General features: G+C 71.0%; 17 protein-coding genes. 9 read left to right on the forward strand and 8 right to left on the reverse strand.

Annotated elements, in window-relative coordinates; all coding sequences use genetic code 11:
• Position 1 precedes the first annotated feature (1 nt).
• The 5 genes from AB0L64_RS15915 to AB0L64_RS15935 all read left to right on the forward strand — a co-directional run bounded on the left by AB0L64_RS15915 (position 2) and on the right by AB0L64_RS15935 (position 4,658).
• On the forward strand, positions 2-1,561 hold the full coding sequence (locus AB0L64_RS15915; protein ID WP_363710850.1) for an FAD-dependent monooxygenase: 1,560 nt from the start codon (positions 2-4) through the stop codon (positions 1,559-1,561).
• Positions 1,558-1,947: a cupin domain-containing protein gene (locus AB0L64_RS15920; RefSeq protein ID WP_363710851.1), complete on the forward strand. Its 390-nt coding sequence runs from the start codon at positions 1,558-1,560 to the stop codon at positions 1,945-1,947. The genes AB0L64_RS15915 and AB0L64_RS15920 overlap by 4 nt, the downstream gene beginning before the upstream one ends.
• Before the next feature lies 1 nt (position 1,948).
• Positions 1,949-2,848 (forward strand): amidohydrolase family protein, encoded by a 900-nt coding sequence (locus AB0L64_RS15925; protein ID WP_363710852.1) that lies wholly within the window; start codon positions 1,949-1,951, stop codon positions 2,846-2,848.
• Between the two features lie 64 nt (positions 2,849-2,912).
• Positions 2,913-3,845, forward strand: coding sequence for a zinc-binding alcohol dehydrogenase family protein (locus AB0L64_RS15930; RefSeq protein WP_363710853.1), 933 nt, complete (start codon positions 2,913-2,915; stop codon positions 3,843-3,845).
• Positions 3,846-3,968: 123 nt separating this feature from the next.
• On the forward strand, positions 3,969-4,658 hold the full coding sequence (locus AB0L64_RS15935) for a GntR family transcriptional regulator (protein WP_355690357.1): 690 nt from the start codon (positions 3,969-3,971) through the stop codon (positions 4,656-4,658).
• Here the strand turns inward: AB0L64_RS15935 and AB0L64_RS15940 are convergent.
• From AB0L64_RS15940 to AB0L64_RS15950, 3 genes are read right to left on the reverse strand one after another with little or no spacing between them, the layout of a single operon-like run.
• Positions 4,624-5,361 (reverse strand): PIG-L family deacetylase, encoded by a 738-nt coding sequence (locus AB0L64_RS15940; RefSeq protein ID WP_363710854.1) that lies wholly within the window; start codon positions 5,359-5,361, stop codon positions 4,624-4,626. The genes AB0L64_RS15935 and AB0L64_RS15940 overlap by 35 nt on opposite strands.
• On the reverse strand, positions 5,361-5,825 hold the full coding sequence (locus AB0L64_RS15945; protein ID WP_363710855.1) for a PPOX class F420-dependent oxidoreductase: 465 nt from the start codon (positions 5,823-5,825) through the stop codon (positions 5,361-5,363). The genes AB0L64_RS15940 and AB0L64_RS15945 overlap by 1 nt, the downstream gene beginning before the upstream one ends.
• Positions 5,826-5,829: 4 nt before the next feature.
• Complete coding sequence (locus AB0L64_RS15950) at positions 5,830-6,351, reverse strand: hypothetical protein (protein ID WP_363710856.1); 522 nt, start codon at positions 6,349-6,351, stop codon at positions 5,830-5,832.
• A 76-nt stretch (positions 6,352-6,427) separates the two neighbouring features.
• Here AB0L64_RS15950 and AB0L64_RS15955 point away from each other — a divergent pair, with 76 nt between their 5' ends.
• Entirely contained in the window at positions 6,428-7,258 is an 831-nt protein-coding gene (locus AB0L64_RS15955; protein ID WP_363710857.1) for a hypothetical protein, read from the forward strand.
• The gene (locus AB0L64_RS15960; RefSeq protein ID WP_363710858.1) at positions 7,258-8,868 is read left to right on the forward strand and encodes a DNA polymerase Y family protein; all 1,611 of its coding nucleotides are present in this window, start codon (positions 7,258-7,260) and stop codon (positions 8,866-8,868) included. The genes AB0L64_RS15955 and AB0L64_RS15960 overlap by 1 nt, the downstream gene beginning before the upstream one ends.
• A 1-nt stretch (position 8,869) precedes the next feature.
• On the opposite strand, the gene AB0L64_RS15965 is transcribed toward AB0L64_RS15960, so the two are convergent.
• Positions 8,870-9,481 carry a GNAT family N-acetyltransferase gene (locus tag AB0L64_RS15965; RefSeq protein ID WP_363710859.1) on the reverse strand — a complete coding sequence of 204 codons (612 nt, stop codon included), beginning with the start codon at positions 9,479-9,481 and terminating at the stop codon, positions 8,870-8,872.
• Between the two features lie 642 nt (positions 9,482-10,123).
• Between AB0L64_RS15965 and AB0L64_RS15970 the strand changes: the two genes are divergently transcribed.
• Positions 10,124-10,354 (forward strand): VOC family protein, encoded by a 231-nt coding sequence (locus tag AB0L64_RS15970; protein ID WP_363710860.1) that lies wholly within the window; start codon positions 10,124-10,126, stop codon positions 10,352-10,354.
• Positions 10,355-10,357: 3 nt separating this feature from the next.
• Here AB0L64_RS15970 and AB0L64_RS15975 read toward each other — a convergent pair whose 3' ends face one another.
• Both AB0L64_RS15975 and AB0L64_RS15980 read right to left on the reverse strand, forming a co-directional pair.
• The gene (locus AB0L64_RS15975; protein WP_363710861.1) at positions 10,358-11,668 is read right to left on the reverse strand and encodes a glycosyltransferase; all 1,311 of its coding nucleotides are present in this window, start codon (positions 11,666-11,668) and stop codon (positions 10,358-10,360) included.
• The gene (locus tag AB0L64_RS15980; protein WP_363710862.1) at positions 11,665-13,884 is read right to left on the reverse strand and encodes a glycoside hydrolase domain-containing protein; all 2,220 of its coding nucleotides are present in this window, start codon (positions 13,882-13,884) and stop codon (positions 11,665-11,667) included. Before AB0L64_RS15980 ends, AB0L64_RS15975 begins: the two co-directional genes overlap by 4 nt.
• 150 nt (positions 13,885-14,034) lie before the next feature.
• Here AB0L64_RS15980 and AB0L64_RS15985 point away from each other — a divergent pair, with 150 nt between their 5' ends.
• Complete coding sequence (locus AB0L64_RS15985; protein ID WP_363710863.1) at positions 14,035-14,841, forward strand: class I SAM-dependent methyltransferase; 807 nt, start codon at positions 14,035-14,037, stop codon at positions 14,839-14,841.
• Here the strand turns inward: AB0L64_RS15985 and AB0L64_RS15990 are convergent.
• Positions 14,774-15,967, reverse strand: a complete 1,194-nt coding sequence (locus tag AB0L64_RS15990) for a sigma-70 family RNA polymerase sigma factor (RefSeq protein ID WP_363710864.1) — start codon at positions 15,965-15,967, stop codon at positions 14,774-14,776. The two genes, AB0L64_RS15985 and AB0L64_RS15990, sit on opposite strands and share 68 nt — an antisense overlap.
• Positions 15,967-16,335 (reverse strand): YciI family protein, encoded by a 369-nt coding sequence (locus tag AB0L64_RS15995; RefSeq protein WP_363710865.1) that lies wholly within the window; start codon positions 16,333-16,335, stop codon positions 15,967-15,969. Before AB0L64_RS15995 ends, AB0L64_RS15990 begins: the two co-directional genes overlap by 1 nt.
• Positions 16,336-16,500: the final 165 nt, after the last annotated feature.

Here is a 16,500-nt window from a genome sequence, read left to right on the forward strand (position 1 = left end):
GTTGACTGAACAGCTGCCTGTGGCCGTGGTGGGTGCCGGACCGATCGGTCTGACCACCGCACTGGGTCTGGCGCACTACGGCATCCCGTACGTGCTGCTGGAGGAGGACGCCGTCCTGTCGTCCGACACCAAGGCCGGTACGACGCTGAGCCGGACGCTGGAGATCTGGAACCGGTACGGCGCGGTCGACCGCATCCTCGGCGCCGCGCTGCGGATCGACGAGATCGGCGACATCGACCGGGCCACCAACACCCCGCGCGCCTCGGTGCAGCTCGCCGAGCTCGTGAACGACACGCAGTTCCCGTTCGTCATCAACCTGCCGCAGCAGAAGATGGAGCCGCTGCTGGCCGCGGCGCTTCCGGAGCCCGTGCGGACGCAGCACCGGCTCACGTCGTTCGAGGTGCTCGACGACCGGGTGGTACTGCAGCTGGAGACCCCGGACGGCGCGCAGGAGCTGGAAGCGTCGCACTTGCTGGCTTGTGACGGTGGACGCAGCAAGATCCGGGACGCGCTCGGTGTGAAGGTGGTGGGGGAGACCCTGCCCGAGCGGTACATGCTGATCGACGTCGTGGTGGATCTGGACGTCGACAACGCCAGGGACTACCCGTACCTCGCCTACTTCGCGGACAAGTCCGAGTGGATGGTGCTGATCCGGCAGCCGGACAACTGGCGGTTCCTGTTCCCGCTGGCGCCGGGCGCCGACGCGCCGGATGACGAAGACCTGCTGGTGAAGGTGAAGCAGTTCATCGGCGAGGTGGACCGGATCGAGCTGCTCGGCTCGGTCGTCTACAACGTGCACCACCGGGTCGCCGAGCAGTGGACGAAGGACCGCAGGGTCTTCCTGATGGGCGATGCCGCGCACCTGATCACGCCGATGTGGGCGCTCGGCCTGAACACGGGCGCTCTGGACGCATCGAACCTGCCGTGGCGGCTGGCCTGGGTGCTGCGGGGCTGGGCCGACCCGTCGCTGCTGGACGGCTACGAGCAGGAGCAGCGTCCGGTCGCGATCGAGGGCTCGGGCGAGATGGCCGAGGCGGCCCGCAAGTACATGTCCTTCCAGCGGGGTGCTGTCACCGAGGCGACGGGCCCGTGGGCCACGGCGTACAACCGGACGCTGCTGAGTGTGCGGCTGGACGTCGAAGGTGTGGGCGACTGGTCGATGGTGGCCACCTCCGCCACGCCGCCGGCAGTCCGGGCGGGTGACCGGGCGCCGGACCTGGTGTTGCAGAGCCCGACCGGGCGGACGTCGATCCACGACCTGTGCCGCGACTCGTTCGTCGCGCTCTACTTCACCGACGTACGGCGCCGGCCGGAGATCCCGGTCAACGAGTCGCCTGCGTTGCAGCATTACGCGGTCTCCCGCTGGGACGCGCCGCACGACTCCGGCCTGCGGGACCGGGCACTGTTCGACCCCGGCAGCGTGGCCACCAAGCGGTACGGCGTACCGGCGGAGAGCGTCGTGCTGATCCGGCCGGACGGTCACATCGCCGCGGTGGCTCCGATGGGCCCCGGCGTGGCGGAGCAGCTGTACACGCGGGTCACCGGCCGGGAGGTCCCATGAGTATGGACGAGCCGCTGCGGGAGATCCTGCTGCAGACGGACGACCTGGAGTGGGTGGAGAAGTCGCTGGCCGGCCTGTCCCACAAGATGCTGTGGCGCGACCCGGTGACCGAGGCGTCGATCGCGCTGGTGCGGTTCGAGAGGGGCTCGGGGATCCCGTCGGAGCACAAGCATGCGTCGAACCAGTTCATGTTCTGCCTGTCCGGGCGGTACGTGTACCTGCCGACCGGGACGACGCTGACCAAGGGCAGCTTCTACTGGAACCCCAAGGGCGTCGTCCACGGTCCGACGCGTGCGGAGGAGACGTCGGTGCTCCTCGAGGTGTACGACGGTCCGCACTACCCGGAGCGTCCGGACTTCTACGACAACGACGAGGACGCCCGCTGACATGGCCGGCTGGGATGTCCACACCCACCTGATCCCGCCGACCGTGCTGTCGGCGGCGCAGCGGGGCGAGTTCGGGCTGTCCGTCGACAACGGCGCGCTGGTCGTCGACCGAGAGCGACTCCCGCTCGGTCGGCTCGCCGACCCGGCCGCACTGCTGCACTGGATCTCCGAGCAGGACCTCGACGGTGCTGTGGTGTCGGTGCCGCCGGCGCTCTTCCGGTACGACGCAGGCATCGAGTGGGCCGAGCTGGTGAACCAGGGTCTCCGGGAGCTCGCCACACCTCAGCTGCGGGTGCTGGCGCACCTGCCGCTGCTCGACGCGGCCGCACCTGCGGTCGCCGTGTCGCTGGCGCAGGAGGGTGTCTTCGGCGGGTTCGCCCTCGGTACGCCGAGCTACGCCGGGCTGGATCCGGTGTGGCGCGTGCTGGACGCGCTCGACGCCTTCACGCTCATTCACCCCGGCCACAGTGACGACGAACGGCTTGATTCGTTCTACCTCTCGAACCTGTTGGGGAATCCGTACGAGACCGGACTGGCGGCGGCTTCGCTCGTCTTCGCGGACGTGCCGGGGCGGTTTCCGGGGATCCGGTTCTGCCTGTGCCATGGGGGTGGTGTGACGGCGGCCGTCGCCGGACGGTGGCAGCGCGGGATCGACCAGGCCCGGCCGGGGATCGCACCGGTGTCCCTGCCGGTGGCCGACGCGTTGCGCCGGTTCTACGTCGACGACCTGGTCCACGACGACGCCGTACTGGAACTGCTGACGAAGACGTTCGGGCCCGGACGGGTGCTGGCCGGCAGCGACTGGCCGTTCCCGATGGGCAGCGACGGAGTGTCCGCCGCGCGGTCCGCCACGGCCGAGGTACTGACCCGGCCGCTGGCGAAGGAGGTCGCCGAGTGGTGAGACGGGTCTTGCGTCTGATCGTGGTTGTGATCAGATATCAAATCGTGGGGAACGGGGTAGTGAAGTGAGTACACGGGGGACTGTCTTGCGCAGTCATGGACCAGGGGAGCAGCTGAAGGCCGAAGAGGTCGAGCTGACCGCCGGCCCGGGTGAGACCTTGGTGGAGATGCGGCTGGCCTCGGTCACGCCGCAGGACCGGTCGACCCTGTCCGGCCGGCAGCCGTCGCCGTTCGTGCCTGGCTCCGAAGGGGCCGGCGTGGTGGTGAGCTCCGACGTCGTCGAACCGGGGACGCCGGTGGTGGTCCGCGGTGAAGGCGCCGGTGTGACGCGAGCCGGCGTCTGGGGCCGGTACGCCGTCGTGCCGAACGCCGCCGTCCATCGGCTGCCGCCGTCGCTGGAGGCCGGTACGGCGCTGGCGCTGATGACGCCGGTGTTGACCGCGCACACCGCCGTTCGTCGCGTGGCCGACGTGCAGGAGGGTGAGACCGTGGTCGTCACCGGAGTGACCGGTCTGGTCGGGTGCATGAGCGCTGCGATCGCACGGGCGGCGGGTGCGGCCCGGGTGATCGGCCTGGTGTCGATGGACGACCGTGCCGACGACGCGAACGGACTGGTCGATCAGCTCGTCCGCGTCGACGGCCTCGGACAGGTGGGCCGGGAGTTGCCGTGGTGCGACGCGGTGATCGACACCATGGGCGGTCCGGTGGCCGGTGGAGTGCTCGGCCACATCTCTCCCGGCGGACGGATCGCCGTCCTGGGGTACAAGGCCGGAGAGTTCACCACCATCGACCTGCACCAGCTGATCGGCCGGGATCTGCGGGTGCTGCCGGTGAACCTGCAGCGGACCGTGCTGGCATCGGACGCGGTCGGCCAGGCGCTGGCCGGCATCGCGGGGACGTCCTGGCGAGCCGACTACGACGTCGTACCGGCGGACCGGATCAACGACGTTCTGGACCGGCCGGCGGGCCGGGTGCTGCTGGATCTGACGACTCTCTGATCGGCCGCGGGTGGGCTAGACCACTTGTATTTACTGAGCAATCCGTCGCCGAAGGGCTCCGGATACCCGGTCGGCGGCTACGGTACCTCCAGAGCTGAAGAGGAGAGAGGCTGCCAGCTACTGATGATCCGACGTCTCGAGCTCACGCCCGGTGGACCGACCGGGCGTCGTACGCTCGCCGAGGAAGCCGCCGCCGAGCTGCACGAACTCATCCTGTCCGGCGAACTCCCCAGCGGTACGGCGCTGCGGCTCGAGGAGCTCGCCAAGCGGCTGGACATGAGCCAGATGCCGATCCGGGAAGGGCTGCGGCGGATGGCGGCGCTGGGACTGGTCGAGATCGTCCCGCACAAGGGCGCCTGGGTGCGTGAGCTGTCCATGGAGGACCTGCGCGACACCCACGAGACCCGGCTGGCGCTGGAGTCGCTGGCCGTGCGGGCCGCCGCGACGCAGTTCTCCGACACGGACGCGTCGGCGGCGCGGACCGCGTTGGCCGAGCACGTCCGGTTGTCGAAGCAGGGCGACAACATCGCGTCCCGGCAGGCCCACACCGAGTTCCACTTCGCGATCTACCGGGCCGGCGGTTCGCGGTGGCTGCCCCGCGCGATCGAGCCGGTCTGGCAGAACAGCGAGCGCTACCGGTTCGGCTCGCGGCAGACCAAGGCCCGGATCGAGCAGACCCGGCGCGAACACCAGGCCATCCTCGACGCCTGTGTGGCGCACGACGAGGAGGGCGCCGAGGCGGCGCTGCGCGAACACCTCGAAGGCGCCATGCAGCGCATCACCGCGACGATGGAGCGCCGTTCGAAGCAGTGAGCTCCTCGAAACGGTCGTGCTGCCAGCCGGCCGCGTCGAACACCGCACGCAGCAGCAGGCCGTCGCTGCTTGCCCTGTGTACGCCGAGGAGTTCCGCGAGCGGCTTGCTGCCCAGACCCTCGTAGTACGCGTCCAGTGCTTGCCGCCGTCGCTGCTCTGATGCTCCACCGATCACTTCTAGCGGCGTCTCGCATCCCCTGACCTTGCCCGAGCCGACACGCTCGCCTGGTGCGAGCTGTTGGATCAGTTGCTCACCGGCACGCACGTCTTGCGCCCTGACTCGTGCACCGAGCGCACGGCAGTCAAGGCGCCGCAGGGCTTGCTGGACGCCTTGTGAGATGGCGATGTGGTCCGGGTGAGCTGTCAGCCCGTCGCTGCCCACGGTGAGGATGAGCTCCGGCTCGACCTGGGCGGCCGCGACCTCGATCGCTTCGGCCAGGGCGTCCGGCGACGCCGCGGCCGGCGAGCGCGGTCCACCGCGCCCGCCGTCGTCGATCCACTGGTCGACCTCTCCCAGCCAGTCCCACTCCTTGATGCCGAGCAGTGCGCAGGAGACGCCGAGGTGATCGAGGGCTCCGTGCATGCCGCCGGTGGCGACCCGCAGGACGACATGCCAGCCCTGATCGCTCAGCACGGACGTGGCGGCACCTGTGGCGAACACCTCGTCGTCCGGATGCGCGTGGACGACCAGTGCCGTCCGCATCAGTCTGCCAGGCGCGCCGGGAACCCACCGGTGGCGATCGGGCTCCAGCGCTCCGGGGTGATGCGGATCAGGCACTTGCCCTGCTTCACCATCGCCTCGCGGTACTCGTCCCAGTCCGGGTGCTCACCGGAGATGGAGCGGTAGTAGTCGACCAGCGCGTCCACTGCCTCCGGCAGTTCGATCACCTCGCCGCTGCCGTCCACCTGAACCCAGGCGCCGTTCCACTCGTCCGACAGCACGACGACGCCGGCCTTGCCGGTCCGCTTCACGTTCGTGCTCTTGGCGCGCTCCGGGTACGACGAGATGACGATCCGTCCCTCGGTGTCCACGCCGCCCGAGACCGGCGACGCCTGCACGGTCCCGTCGGCCCGGGTGGTCATCAGCAACATGTGGTGCCGCGGCCGCACGAACTCCAGCAGACCGTCGAGCTCGACCTTGGTGTTGGTGGCAATAGTCCTTGGCATGCCCTCACCCTATGTCCGCCAGGGTGAGCAGGTGCTCCACCTCGTCGTCGGTGAGCTGGTTGATGAGGTGCTTGGCGTGCTGGGCCTGCTGGGTCGTCGGGAGCCCTCCGGCGAGCAGTTCGGGGAGGACGATCTCGTAGCCGGCGCGGGCGCGCGGCGAGTAGCGGTGGCGGGTGCGGGCGACCGCGGAGGAGACGCGGATCGCGTGCTCGTTGCCCGGCGGTACGCCGGGCCGGTCGGTCTCGCGGGCCGCGAACCGGAACCCGTTCGCCCGGTCACAGCTCGGACAGCCGACGGAGCCTGCGCCGAGTTGGGCGCCGCAATCCGGACAGGTGAGCTGTTTCAGGGCGCCGTCCACGACTCGCCAGTCGAACTCCGAGGTGTTCTGGAGGACGACCTCGGCCAGGTCGCGAGCCTCCTCGGGGGTTGCTCCGGCGGAGGCGCGGAAACTGTCCCAGGCGGCGTCGATACTGTCCTCGACCTGCCGCAAAGCGCTGGTGTACCGAGGGTGATCGACGCGTCGCATGCCCTGGACTCTAGCCAGCCGCGGGCCTGTGGACGACCGGATTGACTTGTTCGAACAGGTGTTCGAACATGGAGTCATGACGGGGAGCGAGGCATCGGAAGGCCGGGTCACGGCCCTTGATCACGCCCGCCTGCTTCTCGCCAGGGCGAAGGCCCAGAAGAATGCCCAGGAGAAGGCGCAGGAAGAGGTGCGGGGCGGCGAGGAGGCGCGGCTCGCTCCGGTCGCGGGGGTCGGCAAGGTGCCTTCGGCGGCTCGGGTGCAGCAGGCGCTGGACACGGCGGGAGTGGACCGGGAGCTGCCGACGCATCCGGCGGTGAGTGAGCTGCTGGCGGGCGCGAGCCTGCGCGGCGGTTCGGTGTATTCGGTGCGTGGGAGTGCCGCGCTGGTGATGGCCCTGATGGCCGGGCCGTCCGCGGAGGGCGCCTGGTGCGGTGTGGTCGGCGTGCCGTCGTTCGGGGCCGAGGCGGCGCGTGGGCTCGGGGTGGACCTGGAGCGTCTCGTGCTCGTCCCGGATCCGGGGCGGGAGTGGCTGAGCGTCGTGGCCGCGCTGGTCGACGCGCTGACCGTGGTCGTCGTCCGTCCGCCCGGCGAGGTGACGCCGGGGGAGGCGTCCCGGCTGGCCGCGCGGCTCCGCACCCGCGGCGCGATGCTGATCGCCTACGGGTCGTGGCCGGGCAGCGAGGCCCGGTTCGAGATCGAGAGCAACACCTGGACCGGCCTCGGCGACGGCGAAGGTCTGCTCACCGCCCGCCGGGCGACCGTCGCGGTGACCGGCCGGCGCGCCGCCGTGCGAGCCCGCCACGACCTCTGGCTGCCCGGCCCCGACGGCGCGATCCGCTCCGCCGAGCCGGCTGAAGCTCCTGGCTGGCAGGAGGAGTGGGCGGACCGGATCGGTGCGGTGGGCTGATGGGCGGCGGGCTGACCCGGACGATGGTGATCTGGGTTCCGGACTGGCCGGTGGCGGCGGCCGCGGCGGCGACCGGGCGGTCGCCGGACGAGCCGATCGCGGTGCTGGAGAAGGGGAAGGTGCTCGCCACCTCCGCCGCCGCCCGCGCCGACGGGGTGCGTCGCGGGCAACGGGCCCGGGACGCGCAGTCGCGCTGCCCGGAGCTGGTCGTGCTGAAGTACGACGCGGTCGTCGACGCGCGGGCGTTCGATCCGGTGATCTCGTGCCTGGAGGCGATCACGCCGGGCGTGCAGGTGATCCGTCCGGGGATGTGCGCGTTGAAGGCGCGCGGGCCGGCCCGGTTCTACGGCGGCGAGGAGACCGCCGCGGCGAAGCTGCTCGACCGGCTGGAGACGTTCGACGTGCCCGGCAGCCGGATCGGGGTCGCCGACGGCCCGTTCGCCGCGGAGCAGGCGGCCCGGGTGAGTTCCGCGCGGACCCGGGTGCACGTGGTGCCGCCGGGCGGTTCGCCGGAGTTCCTCGCGCCGCTGTCGGTCGACGTGCTCGAGCAGCCGGCGCTCACGGATCTGCTGCGCCGGCTGGGACTGCGGTCGCTCGGTGCGTTCGCGCGGCTGCCCGGCACCGAGGTGCTGACCCGGTTCGGCCCGGACGGCGCCTTCGCGCACCGGCTCGCCCGGGGTGGCGACGACCGCCCGGTGACCGGCCGGGAGATCCCGCCCGAGCTGACCCGCACGCTCGACTTCGAGCCGCCGGTGGACCGTGTCGACCAGGTCGCGTTCGCGGTCCGGGTGGTCGCCGACGAGCTGATCGTCCGGCTGACCGAGCTCGGCCTGGTGTGTACGACGCTGCGGGTCGAGGTCGGCACCGAGTCCGGGCGGATCCACGAGCGGGAGTGGTTGCATCCGCGCTGGTTCACCGCGGCGGACGTGGTGGACCGGGTGCGCTGGCAACTGCAGGGGAGCGGGACGGCGACCAGCGAGCTGACGTCACCGGTGGTCCGGGTGCGGCTGATCCCGGACCAGGCGGATCCGGTCGGTGCGCATGCCGACGGATTGTGGGGCGGCGGGCCGGACGAGCGGATCCACCGGGCGTTGTCGCGGGTGCAGAGCATGCTCGGTCACGGTGCGGTCGCGTCCGTGGTGATCGGCGGCGGGCGCGGGTTCGCCGAGCGGCAGACGCTGGTCCCGTGGGGCGACCCGGCGGTGCCGCCCCGGCCGCCGGACCAGCCGTGGCCCGGCGCGATCACCGGCAGCGGGCGCTGGCCGGCCCTGGCGCCGACCACGATCTTCCCGGAGCCGATCCCCGCGAAGGTGTTCGCCACCGACGGCACCCAGGTCTCGGTCACCGCCCGCGGCGAGCTGTCCGGCGTCCCGTCCGCGTTCACCCTGCTCCCCGTCGGCACCGCCCGGGCCCCCGGCGTTCAAGTTGCCGACAGCAACAAGATTCACCCGATCACCGGCTGGGCCGGCCCGTGGCTGACCGCGGAGCGCTGGTGGGACCCGAGCGCCGAGACCCGCCAGGCCCGCTTCCAGTTCCAGACCGCCGATACCCGCGCCTGGCTCTTCACCCTCCACCGAGCCGCCTGGCAGGCCCAGGCCACCTATGACTGAGTCAGGTGAAGTCGATGCGCATGACCGTGCGGCGCAGGGTCGGGTGGGTGAGTTGGCGGAAGCCGGCTTCTTCGAAGGCCTGGTGGGGGCCGACGTGGAGTTCGCCCCAGGTGATGGTCTTGCCGGGCTGGGTGAGCATCGGGTAGGCCTCGAGGGCCCGGGCGCCGCGCGTTCTGGCGTACGGGATCGTGGCGCGGGCGAGGTGGTAGGTGAGGCCGCGGCCGCGGAAACCCTTGCGGACGGTCATGCACGTCACGGCCCACACGCTCTCGTCGTCCTTGTCCTCGGAGCGGTCCGCCCAGGGGATGCGCGACGTCCGCAACTTCGGGTATGCCGTTCGCGGCTCGACGGCGACCCATCCGGCCGGCTCACCGTCGACGTACGCGACCAGGCCGGCCGTCGACGGCGCGTCCGGCGTACCGCAGGCGGTCTGGTCCTGCAGCCTCGTCATCCGCTCGTCGAGTGTCGAGTCCCGCCAGATCCAGCCGCGGATCTTGAACCGCTGGCACTGGCACTGCCCGGCGTCCGTGGTGCCGAACACGGCCTGCAGGTCCTCCCACGGCACCTCGTTCGCCGGGACGACGGTGACCTGCGACTCCTCGAGCGCTTCCATGCGGAGCAGGCTAACCCCGTTCCGGACGACTCCCGTCCGGAACGACCAAGAGGGCTATTCAGAAGAGGGTTATTCAGCAGGCTTGAGTAGGTCCTCAGGGGGCGAGGGTAAAGAAGAGATCGAGAAAGGAAGAGAGATGGGATTTAGGGTGGTGGCTGACTTCGGCGGGTAGCCGGACGTTTGTCTGCACGTCGGCAGCGTGTGAGAACGTCGATCGGCCCACCGTTGGAGAGGTGTTGGACCAGGCCGCGGAGGGCCGCCCGTCGGCGCTGGCTCGTACCGGCAGGGGGTGCTGTGCCTGCACGGCACCGGTCCATCCGGACCGCCACTGCCTGACTTGGGGAGGTTTTTGCTCCCGGATCGGGAAGAAATTCTCCCCAACGTGCCGCTCCGGCCAGAGACAGGATGGAGTGGGAGTTGGGCGCGCGGCTGGGCCGGCGGCGTCACCCTTCTCGTCTGCCGCCGTTCATCGAACTGCGAGCCGCCCCTCAGCCACCGCGCGCGGCAGGACGATCAACTGAGATCGGCGAGGTCACCGCCAGGCACCCAACTCCCACCCTCTTTTCCTCCCCTCTTGCTTCTTTCCTTGTGGGGACTTCCGAATAACCCTCTACCACGCTGCACGACGCGGTCCCGGGGTACGTGACGGCGATCCAGTCCGTCGACGACGAGCCGCGCTACCACCTCGACATCGAGACCGATGACGTACCGGCCGAGGTGGCGCGGCTGACCGGGCTCGGCGCGGTCGAGGTCGCGAGCTGGCAAGGCTGCCACACCCTGCGCGCGCCCGGCGGTCACCTGCTCTGCGTCATCCCGGTGCACAGCGACCCGGGGTACTTCGAACAGCACGCGACCGTCTGGAGCGCCGAGTAGAGCTCAGGCGACGTGGACGGCGGGCGGCTCGGCGAGCGCGAAGAGTCGGTCGAACACCGCGGCCCGATCGAACTGCAACGCGTACGCCCGCGCGCGCCGCTCGGCCTCCGCTCGCTGCTCACGGGTCCAGTCGCACACGACCTCGTCGAGCACGGCTCGTAGCGTGACCGGGTCGTGCTGCGGCACCAGCAAGGCCGTGTCACCGACCGCCTCCGGTACGCCACCGGTCGCGCAGGTGATGACCGGCCCGCCGCCGGCGAGCGCCTTCTCGACCAGCGCGATTCCGAACGTCTCCACGAACTCCGGCTGCTCGCGGGTCGGCAGCACGAACGCCGCGCTGCCGGCCATCAGCGCCGGCTTCTCCGCGTCGTCCACGTCCGTCAGCACCCGCACCCGCTCGCCCAGGCCCGCGGCCGCCACCCGCGCCACCACCTCGTCCTCCTGCGGCCCGCGCCCGGCCAGGACCAGCTGCACCCGCTCGGCCGACCGCGACCCGGCGTAGGCGTCGATCAGGTCGTCGACCCCTTTCGCCGAGGCGATCCGGGACAGGAACAGCACGTAGCCGTCCCGCGCGAGGCCGCGCCGGGCGAGGGTTTCGGCGATCCTGTCGTCGGTGAGCGACAGGTACGACCAGGAGTCGACCGCCGGGTAGGAGATCGCGATCCGCTCCCTGCACTGCTGCGCGAACGTCGTGCCGTGCATAGCGTCGAGGGTCGCCGCCGCGGCCACGATCAGGTCCCTGGTGTACTCCGACACCGCCACGCAGTGATCGGCGGCCAGGTAGACCGACAGGATGTGCGCTGCCGCCCCGAACCGGCCGGTGTCCACACACTCGCGCACCACGTTGGTGATGTCCGACCCCACCGCCTCGGCCACCGTGATGACCTGGGCGGGCCCGATCCGGCGCGCCACCTGGACGGCTTCCTGTACGGCGATCGCGTGCGGGCTCAGATACAGCGACATCGCCACCGTCGGCACCCCGTCGCTGAACAGCTCGACCAGCCGCCCGACGAGCCCGGACAGGTAACGCCCGTCCGGAACCCGGTAGTCGCCGACCGGGCCGGGCCGCTCCACGGTGATCCCGGGACTGTACGGCAGCACGCGATCGAGCGGTTTCAACGGCAGCCCGGCCGCCTCGAGCGCGTCGAGCGGCCACGTCACGATCCGTACGTCGTCGAACCCGCGGGTGAGCGCCACTTCTGCGAGGCACCGCGCCTCACCGGAGTGCCCGCAGATCACCGGGTCGGCGCGGACGACGATGACCAGGCGGCGCTTGGGTGTGGACGGCTCGGGGGAGTGGTCGTCGATGGTCATGCCTCACCTCCAGTGGTGTGCAGTGGGTCGGACGTGGACGGTGGCCTGATCCGGGTGCCCCAGCCGGAGGGCCGGGGGCCGAGCTCGATGTGCAGGGTGCGGATGTGCCGCAGCTCCCGGCCGGAGATCCAGGGGCGCTCGAGGGTCTTGCCGTCGACCGCGATGGATTGGATGTAGGAGACCGGTCCGCCTGCCTCGACCTGCTCGAAGCCTGTCGTGGTGATGGACAGGTCGCCCTCGGGCAGCCGGGTCGTGGACTCCGCTACGGCCGGCGCGCTCACCAGGAAGAGGTTCTGCCCGGCGACCGGGAACAGCCCGAGCGTCGCCCACACGTACCACGCGGACAGCCCGCCGGAGTCGTCGTTGCCCGGCAGGCCGCCCCGGCCGGTACCGAACTGGTTGGCGATCGCGGCGTGCACGACCTCGGCGGTTCGGTCCGGCCGGCCGGCGTAGTGGTAGGACCACGGCGCCTCGTAGTCCGGCTCGTTGTTCAGGCCCTCGAACCGGCACAGGCCGTACCCGGCGTCCATCTCGGCCACACTCGGCGCCACGCCCGGCTGGGTGACCGGCGCGGCGTCGTACCCGAAGAACGTGTCGAGGAGCCTGACGAACGCCGCGTCGCCGCCGGCGAGGGCGATCCGGGCGCGCATGTCGTGCAACAGCCGGAAGGAGTAGTTCCACCGGCCGCCCTCGTAGAACGTCGAGTCGCGCAGCAGACCGGTGCCCGGGTCGTACGCCGCCCGCCAGCCCTGCGCGAGATCACGCATCTGCTGCGCCAGCGGCCGGTCGCGGACCTTCTGGGCGATCGCCGCGGTGCAGTGGTAGGCGTACGCGAGATCGAGGGTGTGGCTGATCGGGTGCGCCACACCGTGCACCAGGTAGTCCTCGCCGTACGTCCGGCGCAGGTCCATCTCCAGGTGCACCATGGCCCAGTCCCAGTCGATCCCCGGCAGGTCCAGGTGGCACAGGTCGGCCAGGAAGGTGTGCGCGAGCGCGCTGCCCTGCCGGGAGAACCGGTCGGCGCCCTTGGCCATCCGGTAGCCGATCGGCAGGTTGCCCTCCTGCTCGCAGATCGACAGCATCGCGCCGGCCAGCGCGACCGAACGCTGCGGGAACAGCGTGGTCATCAGCGGCAGCTGGGTGCGGTAGATGTCCCACATGGTGCAGATGTCGAACGCGTACGGGCCCTCGGTCGTCCAGGACGGGCTCTCGTCCGGGGCGAAGCACGGCTTGACCAGCGAGTGGTAGAGCGCGGTGCCGAACACGGTCGCCTGGTCATCGGACGCGGCGTCGATCGCCACCTTGCCGAGGTGGTCGCGCCAGGTGGCCGCCGTACGGTCCCGCCGTACGGCGAAGGTGGTCCGGGTGCGGCCGACGTCCGAGTGCAGGTTGTCGCGGGCCGTCTCGCACCCGCGCAGGGAGAACCCGAGCCGCACCTCGACGGTCTGCTCGGCGCGCGAAGGGCCCATGAAGATCAGGCCGAACGGCCGCAGTGTCGTCGGCCGGATGTAGTCGAAGTCGAGGCGGGTGCCGCCGGGCATCAGGCGCCGGTCGTACCACAGCAGCTGCCGCCAGCCGGGGGCGTCGACCTCCAGGTGCACGGCCAGCGGCACGCCCTCGACGTGGATCTCGCCCTGCGCCACGCCGGGCTCCAGCAGTGCCAGGTGCGCCTTCAGCGGCACGGTCTTGCTGTGCGGGATCGCGAGGCCGCCGGTCGACGCGTCGATGACGATCCGGGCGGCGTCGTGCGACGGGAAGGTGTACCGGTGCACAGCCGACTTGGGGCCGACCGTCACCTCGCAGCGCACCCCCGAGCTCAGCGTCGCGGCGTAGTAGCCGGGCTCGGCGACCTCGTCCAGCAGGTCCCACGTGGTGCCCAGGTCGTCGAGCGGGCCGAGCATCGGCGTGACCCGGAAGTAGTTGTAGTACTTGCGGATCGCGCCGGTGCCGGACTGCTGGAAGTGCGTGAAGCCAGAGGCGACCGGACGGTCGTACAACTGTCCGGGCACGCCCTCGGTGTTGAAGTCGTACAGCCCGTAGCCGGTCGGGTAGGCGCCGGAGTACGGGCAGGCCGACACCATCCCGAAGGGGTGCATGGCGCCCGGGTGGGTGTTGCCGACCTGCGGCTTGGGCCACCACCAGGTCGCGGCCAGGCCCTTGGGCGTGGGCAGGTCGGTGGCGCCGGTCCCGATGAACGGGTCGACGTGCTCGTACATCGGCCTCACCGCCTCGTGCGGGCTGACGTGGACTCTCAAAAAGTAAGAAGCGCGTGTTTCAGCCGCGTGACCGAACGAGACGGGCAGGTTACGTCGGCCCGCAGCAGAATGCGGTACTCGGGTGGCGCACCGCGGTCTACGCTCCGACGCATGACCGAACTCGCGGCGACGTTCCAGCAGGCGGCAGTGGCGGAGGCCTACCAGCATCGGCCGCCGTACCCGGACGAGGTGTTCGACCGGCTCCTGGAGCTGATCACCGACGAGCCGCGCCGGGTGCTCGACATCGGCGCCGGCGAGGGCGCGATCGCCCGGCCGCTCGCGCCGCACATCGAGCACGTCGACGCGGTCGACTTCTCGGCGCCGATGGTCGAGGCCGGCAAGCTGCGCCCGGGCGGCGACCGTCCGAACATCAGCTGGCAGGTCAGCCCGATCGAGACCGCCGCCCTCGACGGCCCGTACGCGCTCGTGACGGCCGGCGCCAGCATCCACTGGATGCCGTGGGAGGAGACGTTCGCGCGGATCGTCCCGCACCTGACGCCGCACGCCCAGCTGGTCGTCATCGACCACGGTCCCGTCGAGGAGCCCTGGCTGCCGGAACTCGTCCAGGTCATCGAGCGGCACTCGCGCAAGCAGAACCACGACCCGAAGTTCAACGTCGTCCACGCGATCCGGGACCGTGGCCTGCTCGACCTCACCGGCACGGCGCGGACGGCGCCCGTCACGTACCGCCAGACCGTCACCGACTACATCGAGCGGCTGCACTCGACGTCCAGCCTCGCCCGTCACCTGATGCCGGCCGACGAGGCCGCCGCGTTCGACGCCGGGATCGAGGCCGCGGTCCGTCCGTACGCGCAGGACGGCGTACTGGAGCTGACGATCGAGGCAGAGCTCAGCTGGGGCCGGCCGCAGAGCCCGCCCGGGACAGCAGGTAGCGCTGCTCGGGAAGGCTCTGCGTGAGCCGCGCGGCGAGTTCGTAGGCCTCCCGGGCGGCCGCGGTGTCGCCGGACAACTCGAGCAGATGCGCCCGTACGGCGGCCAGCCGGTGGTGGTCGTGGAGCGCCGGATCCACGTCGTCGAGCAACGTCAGCCCGGCGGCCGGCCCGTGCACCATCGCGACCGCCACGATCCGGTTCAGCGTCACCATCGGACCCGGCGCGGTCGACTCGAGCAGTTCGTACAGCATCAGGATCTCGCGCCAGTCGGTCTCGTCCGCGGTGGTCGCCGCGTCGTGGACCGCGGCGATCGCCGCCTGCAACTGGTACGGCCCGACCGGCGCGGACCGCAACGTCGACTCGATCAACGCTGTGCCCTCGGCGATCATGGCCGCGTCCCACAGCGACCGGTCCTGCTCCGGCAGCGGCACCAGTGCACCGTCGGCCGTCGTCCGCGCGGGGCGACGCGCATCCGTCAGCAGCATCAACGCCAGCAGACCGGCCACTTCACCTTCGGCCGGCAGCGAGGCGTGCAGCTGGCGGGTCAACCGGATCGCCTCGGCGCTCAGCTCGACCCGGTGCAGCGACGTACCGGACGAGGCGGTGTAGCCCTCGTTGAAGACGAGATACAGCACATGCAGTACGGCGGCCAGGCGCTCGGGCTGCTCGGACGCCGGCGGCATCGCGAACCGGGCGCCCTGGAGCTTCGCCTTCGCCCGGCTGATCCGCTGACCGATCGTTGCCTCCGGCACCAGAAACGCGCGGGCGATCTCACCGGTCGTCAGCCCGCCGACGGCGCGCAGCGTCAACGCCACCTGCGACTGCGGCGTCAGCGCCGGATGGCAGCACAACATCAGCAACGTCAACGAGTCGTCCTCCGCCGACGCCGGCTCCGGGGCAGTCCACGAGGCCACGGTCTCCTCGCGGCGCGTCCGGGCCGCCTCGTTCCGCAGCACCTCGATCCGCCGCCGCGACGCGACCGTGACCAGCCAGCCGCGCGGATTGTCCGGCACACCCTCGGCCGGCCACTGCAGCGACGCCGCCAGCAGCGCCTCCTGGACGGCGTCCTCGCACGCGTCGAAGTCGCCGTACCGCCGGACCAGTGCGCCGAGCACCTGCGGCGCCTGCTCCCGGAGCAGTTCCTCGAGCATCACATGAACGCGCCGAGGTCACGCACCGGACGCACCTCGACGACGCTGAACGGCGCCTCCGGGATCTGCGCGACGATCTCCACCGCCCGGTCCATCGAATCGCATTCGAGCAGGTAGAAGCCGGCCAGCTGCTCCTTCACCTCGGCGAACGGACCGTCCGTCGTCATCGGCCTGCCGTCGCGGACCAGCACCTGCTTGGTGAGCTCCGGGGCGTCGAGCGACTCCGACGCGACCAGCTCGCCACGCGCGGCCAGCGCCTCGTGCAGGGCGGCGTACCCGGCCATGCCTTCCTTCTTCTGCTCATCCGTCAACGCGTCCCATACCGCCCGGGACTCCGGGTTGCCGTAGATCAGTACGAGGAACCTCATGTGCTCAGCGTAAGCATCACCAGGGGGTATCGATCGGGTCACTGGTTCGTCGCGGGCATAGCGGCCGCCGGGCAGGCGCGTTCTGGTATCAGGGGAAAGCCGGGGCGTGCCCCGGGCCAGGCGGCCGTAAACCTGTCGGGGCGCCCCAGTAGAGTTACGACGGGT

Source organism: Kribbella sp. NPDC051936, assembly GCF_040680955.1.
In the GTDB taxonomy this organism is placed as follows: Bacteria; Actinomycetota; Actinomycetes; order Propionibacteriales; family Kribbellaceae; genus Kribbella.

Coding starts and splice junctions, on each gene's coding strand:
- AB0L64_RS15950 (WP_363710856.1), bottom strand. CDS start 6,351: ATGCGACGCGTCGATCACCCTCGGTACACCAGCGCTTTGCGGCAGGTC.
- AB0L64_RS15955 (WP_363710857.1), top strand. CDS start 6,428: ATGACGGGGAGCGAGGCATCGGAAGGCCGGGTCACGGCCCTTGATCAC.
- AB0L64_RS15975 (WP_363710861.1), bottom strand. CDS start 11,668: ATGACCATCGACGACCACTCCCCCGAGCCGTCCACACCCAAGCGCCGC.
- AB0L64_RS15960 (WP_363710858.1), top strand. CDS start 7,258: ATGGGCGGCGGGCTGACCCGGACGATGGTGATCTGGGTTCCGGACTGG.
- AB0L64_RS15920 (WP_363710851.1), top strand. CDS start 1,558: ATGAGTATGGACGAGCCGCTGCGGGAGATCCTGCTGCAGACGGACGAC.
- AB0L64_RS15945 (WP_363710855.1), bottom strand. CDS start 5,825: ATGCCAAGGACTATTGCCACCAACACCAAGGTCGAGCTCGACGGTCTG.
- AB0L64_RS15985 (WP_363710863.1), top strand. CDS start 14,035: ATGACCGAACTCGCGGCGACGTTCCAGCAGGCGGCAGTGGCGGAGGCC.
- AB0L64_RS15965 (WP_363710859.1), bottom strand. CDS start 9,481: ATGGAAGCGCTCGAGGAGTCGCAGGTCACCGTCGTCCCGGCGAACGAG.
- AB0L64_RS15925 (WP_363710852.1), top strand. CDS start 1,949: ATGGCCGGCTGGGATGTCCACACCCACCTGATCCCGCCGACCGTGCTG.
- AB0L64_RS15995 (WP_363710865.1), bottom strand. CDS start 16,335: ATGAGGTTCCTCGTACTGATCTACGGCAACCCGGAGTCCCGGGCGGTA.
- AB0L64_RS15980 (WP_363710862.1), bottom strand. CDS start 13,884: ATGTACGAGCACGTCGACCCGTTCATCGGGACCGGCGCCACCGACCTG.
- AB0L64_RS15940 (WP_363710854.1), bottom strand. CDS start 5,361: ATGCGGACGGCACTGGTCGTCCACGCGCATCCGGACGACGAGGTGTTC.
- AB0L64_RS15935 (WP_355690357.1), top strand. CDS start 3,969: ATGATCCGACGTCTCGAGCTCACGCCCGGTGGACCGACCGGGCGTCGT.
- AB0L64_RS15990 (WP_363710864.1), bottom strand. CDS start 15,967: ATGCTCGAGGAACTGCTCCGGGAGCAGGCGCCGCAGGTGCTCGGCGCA.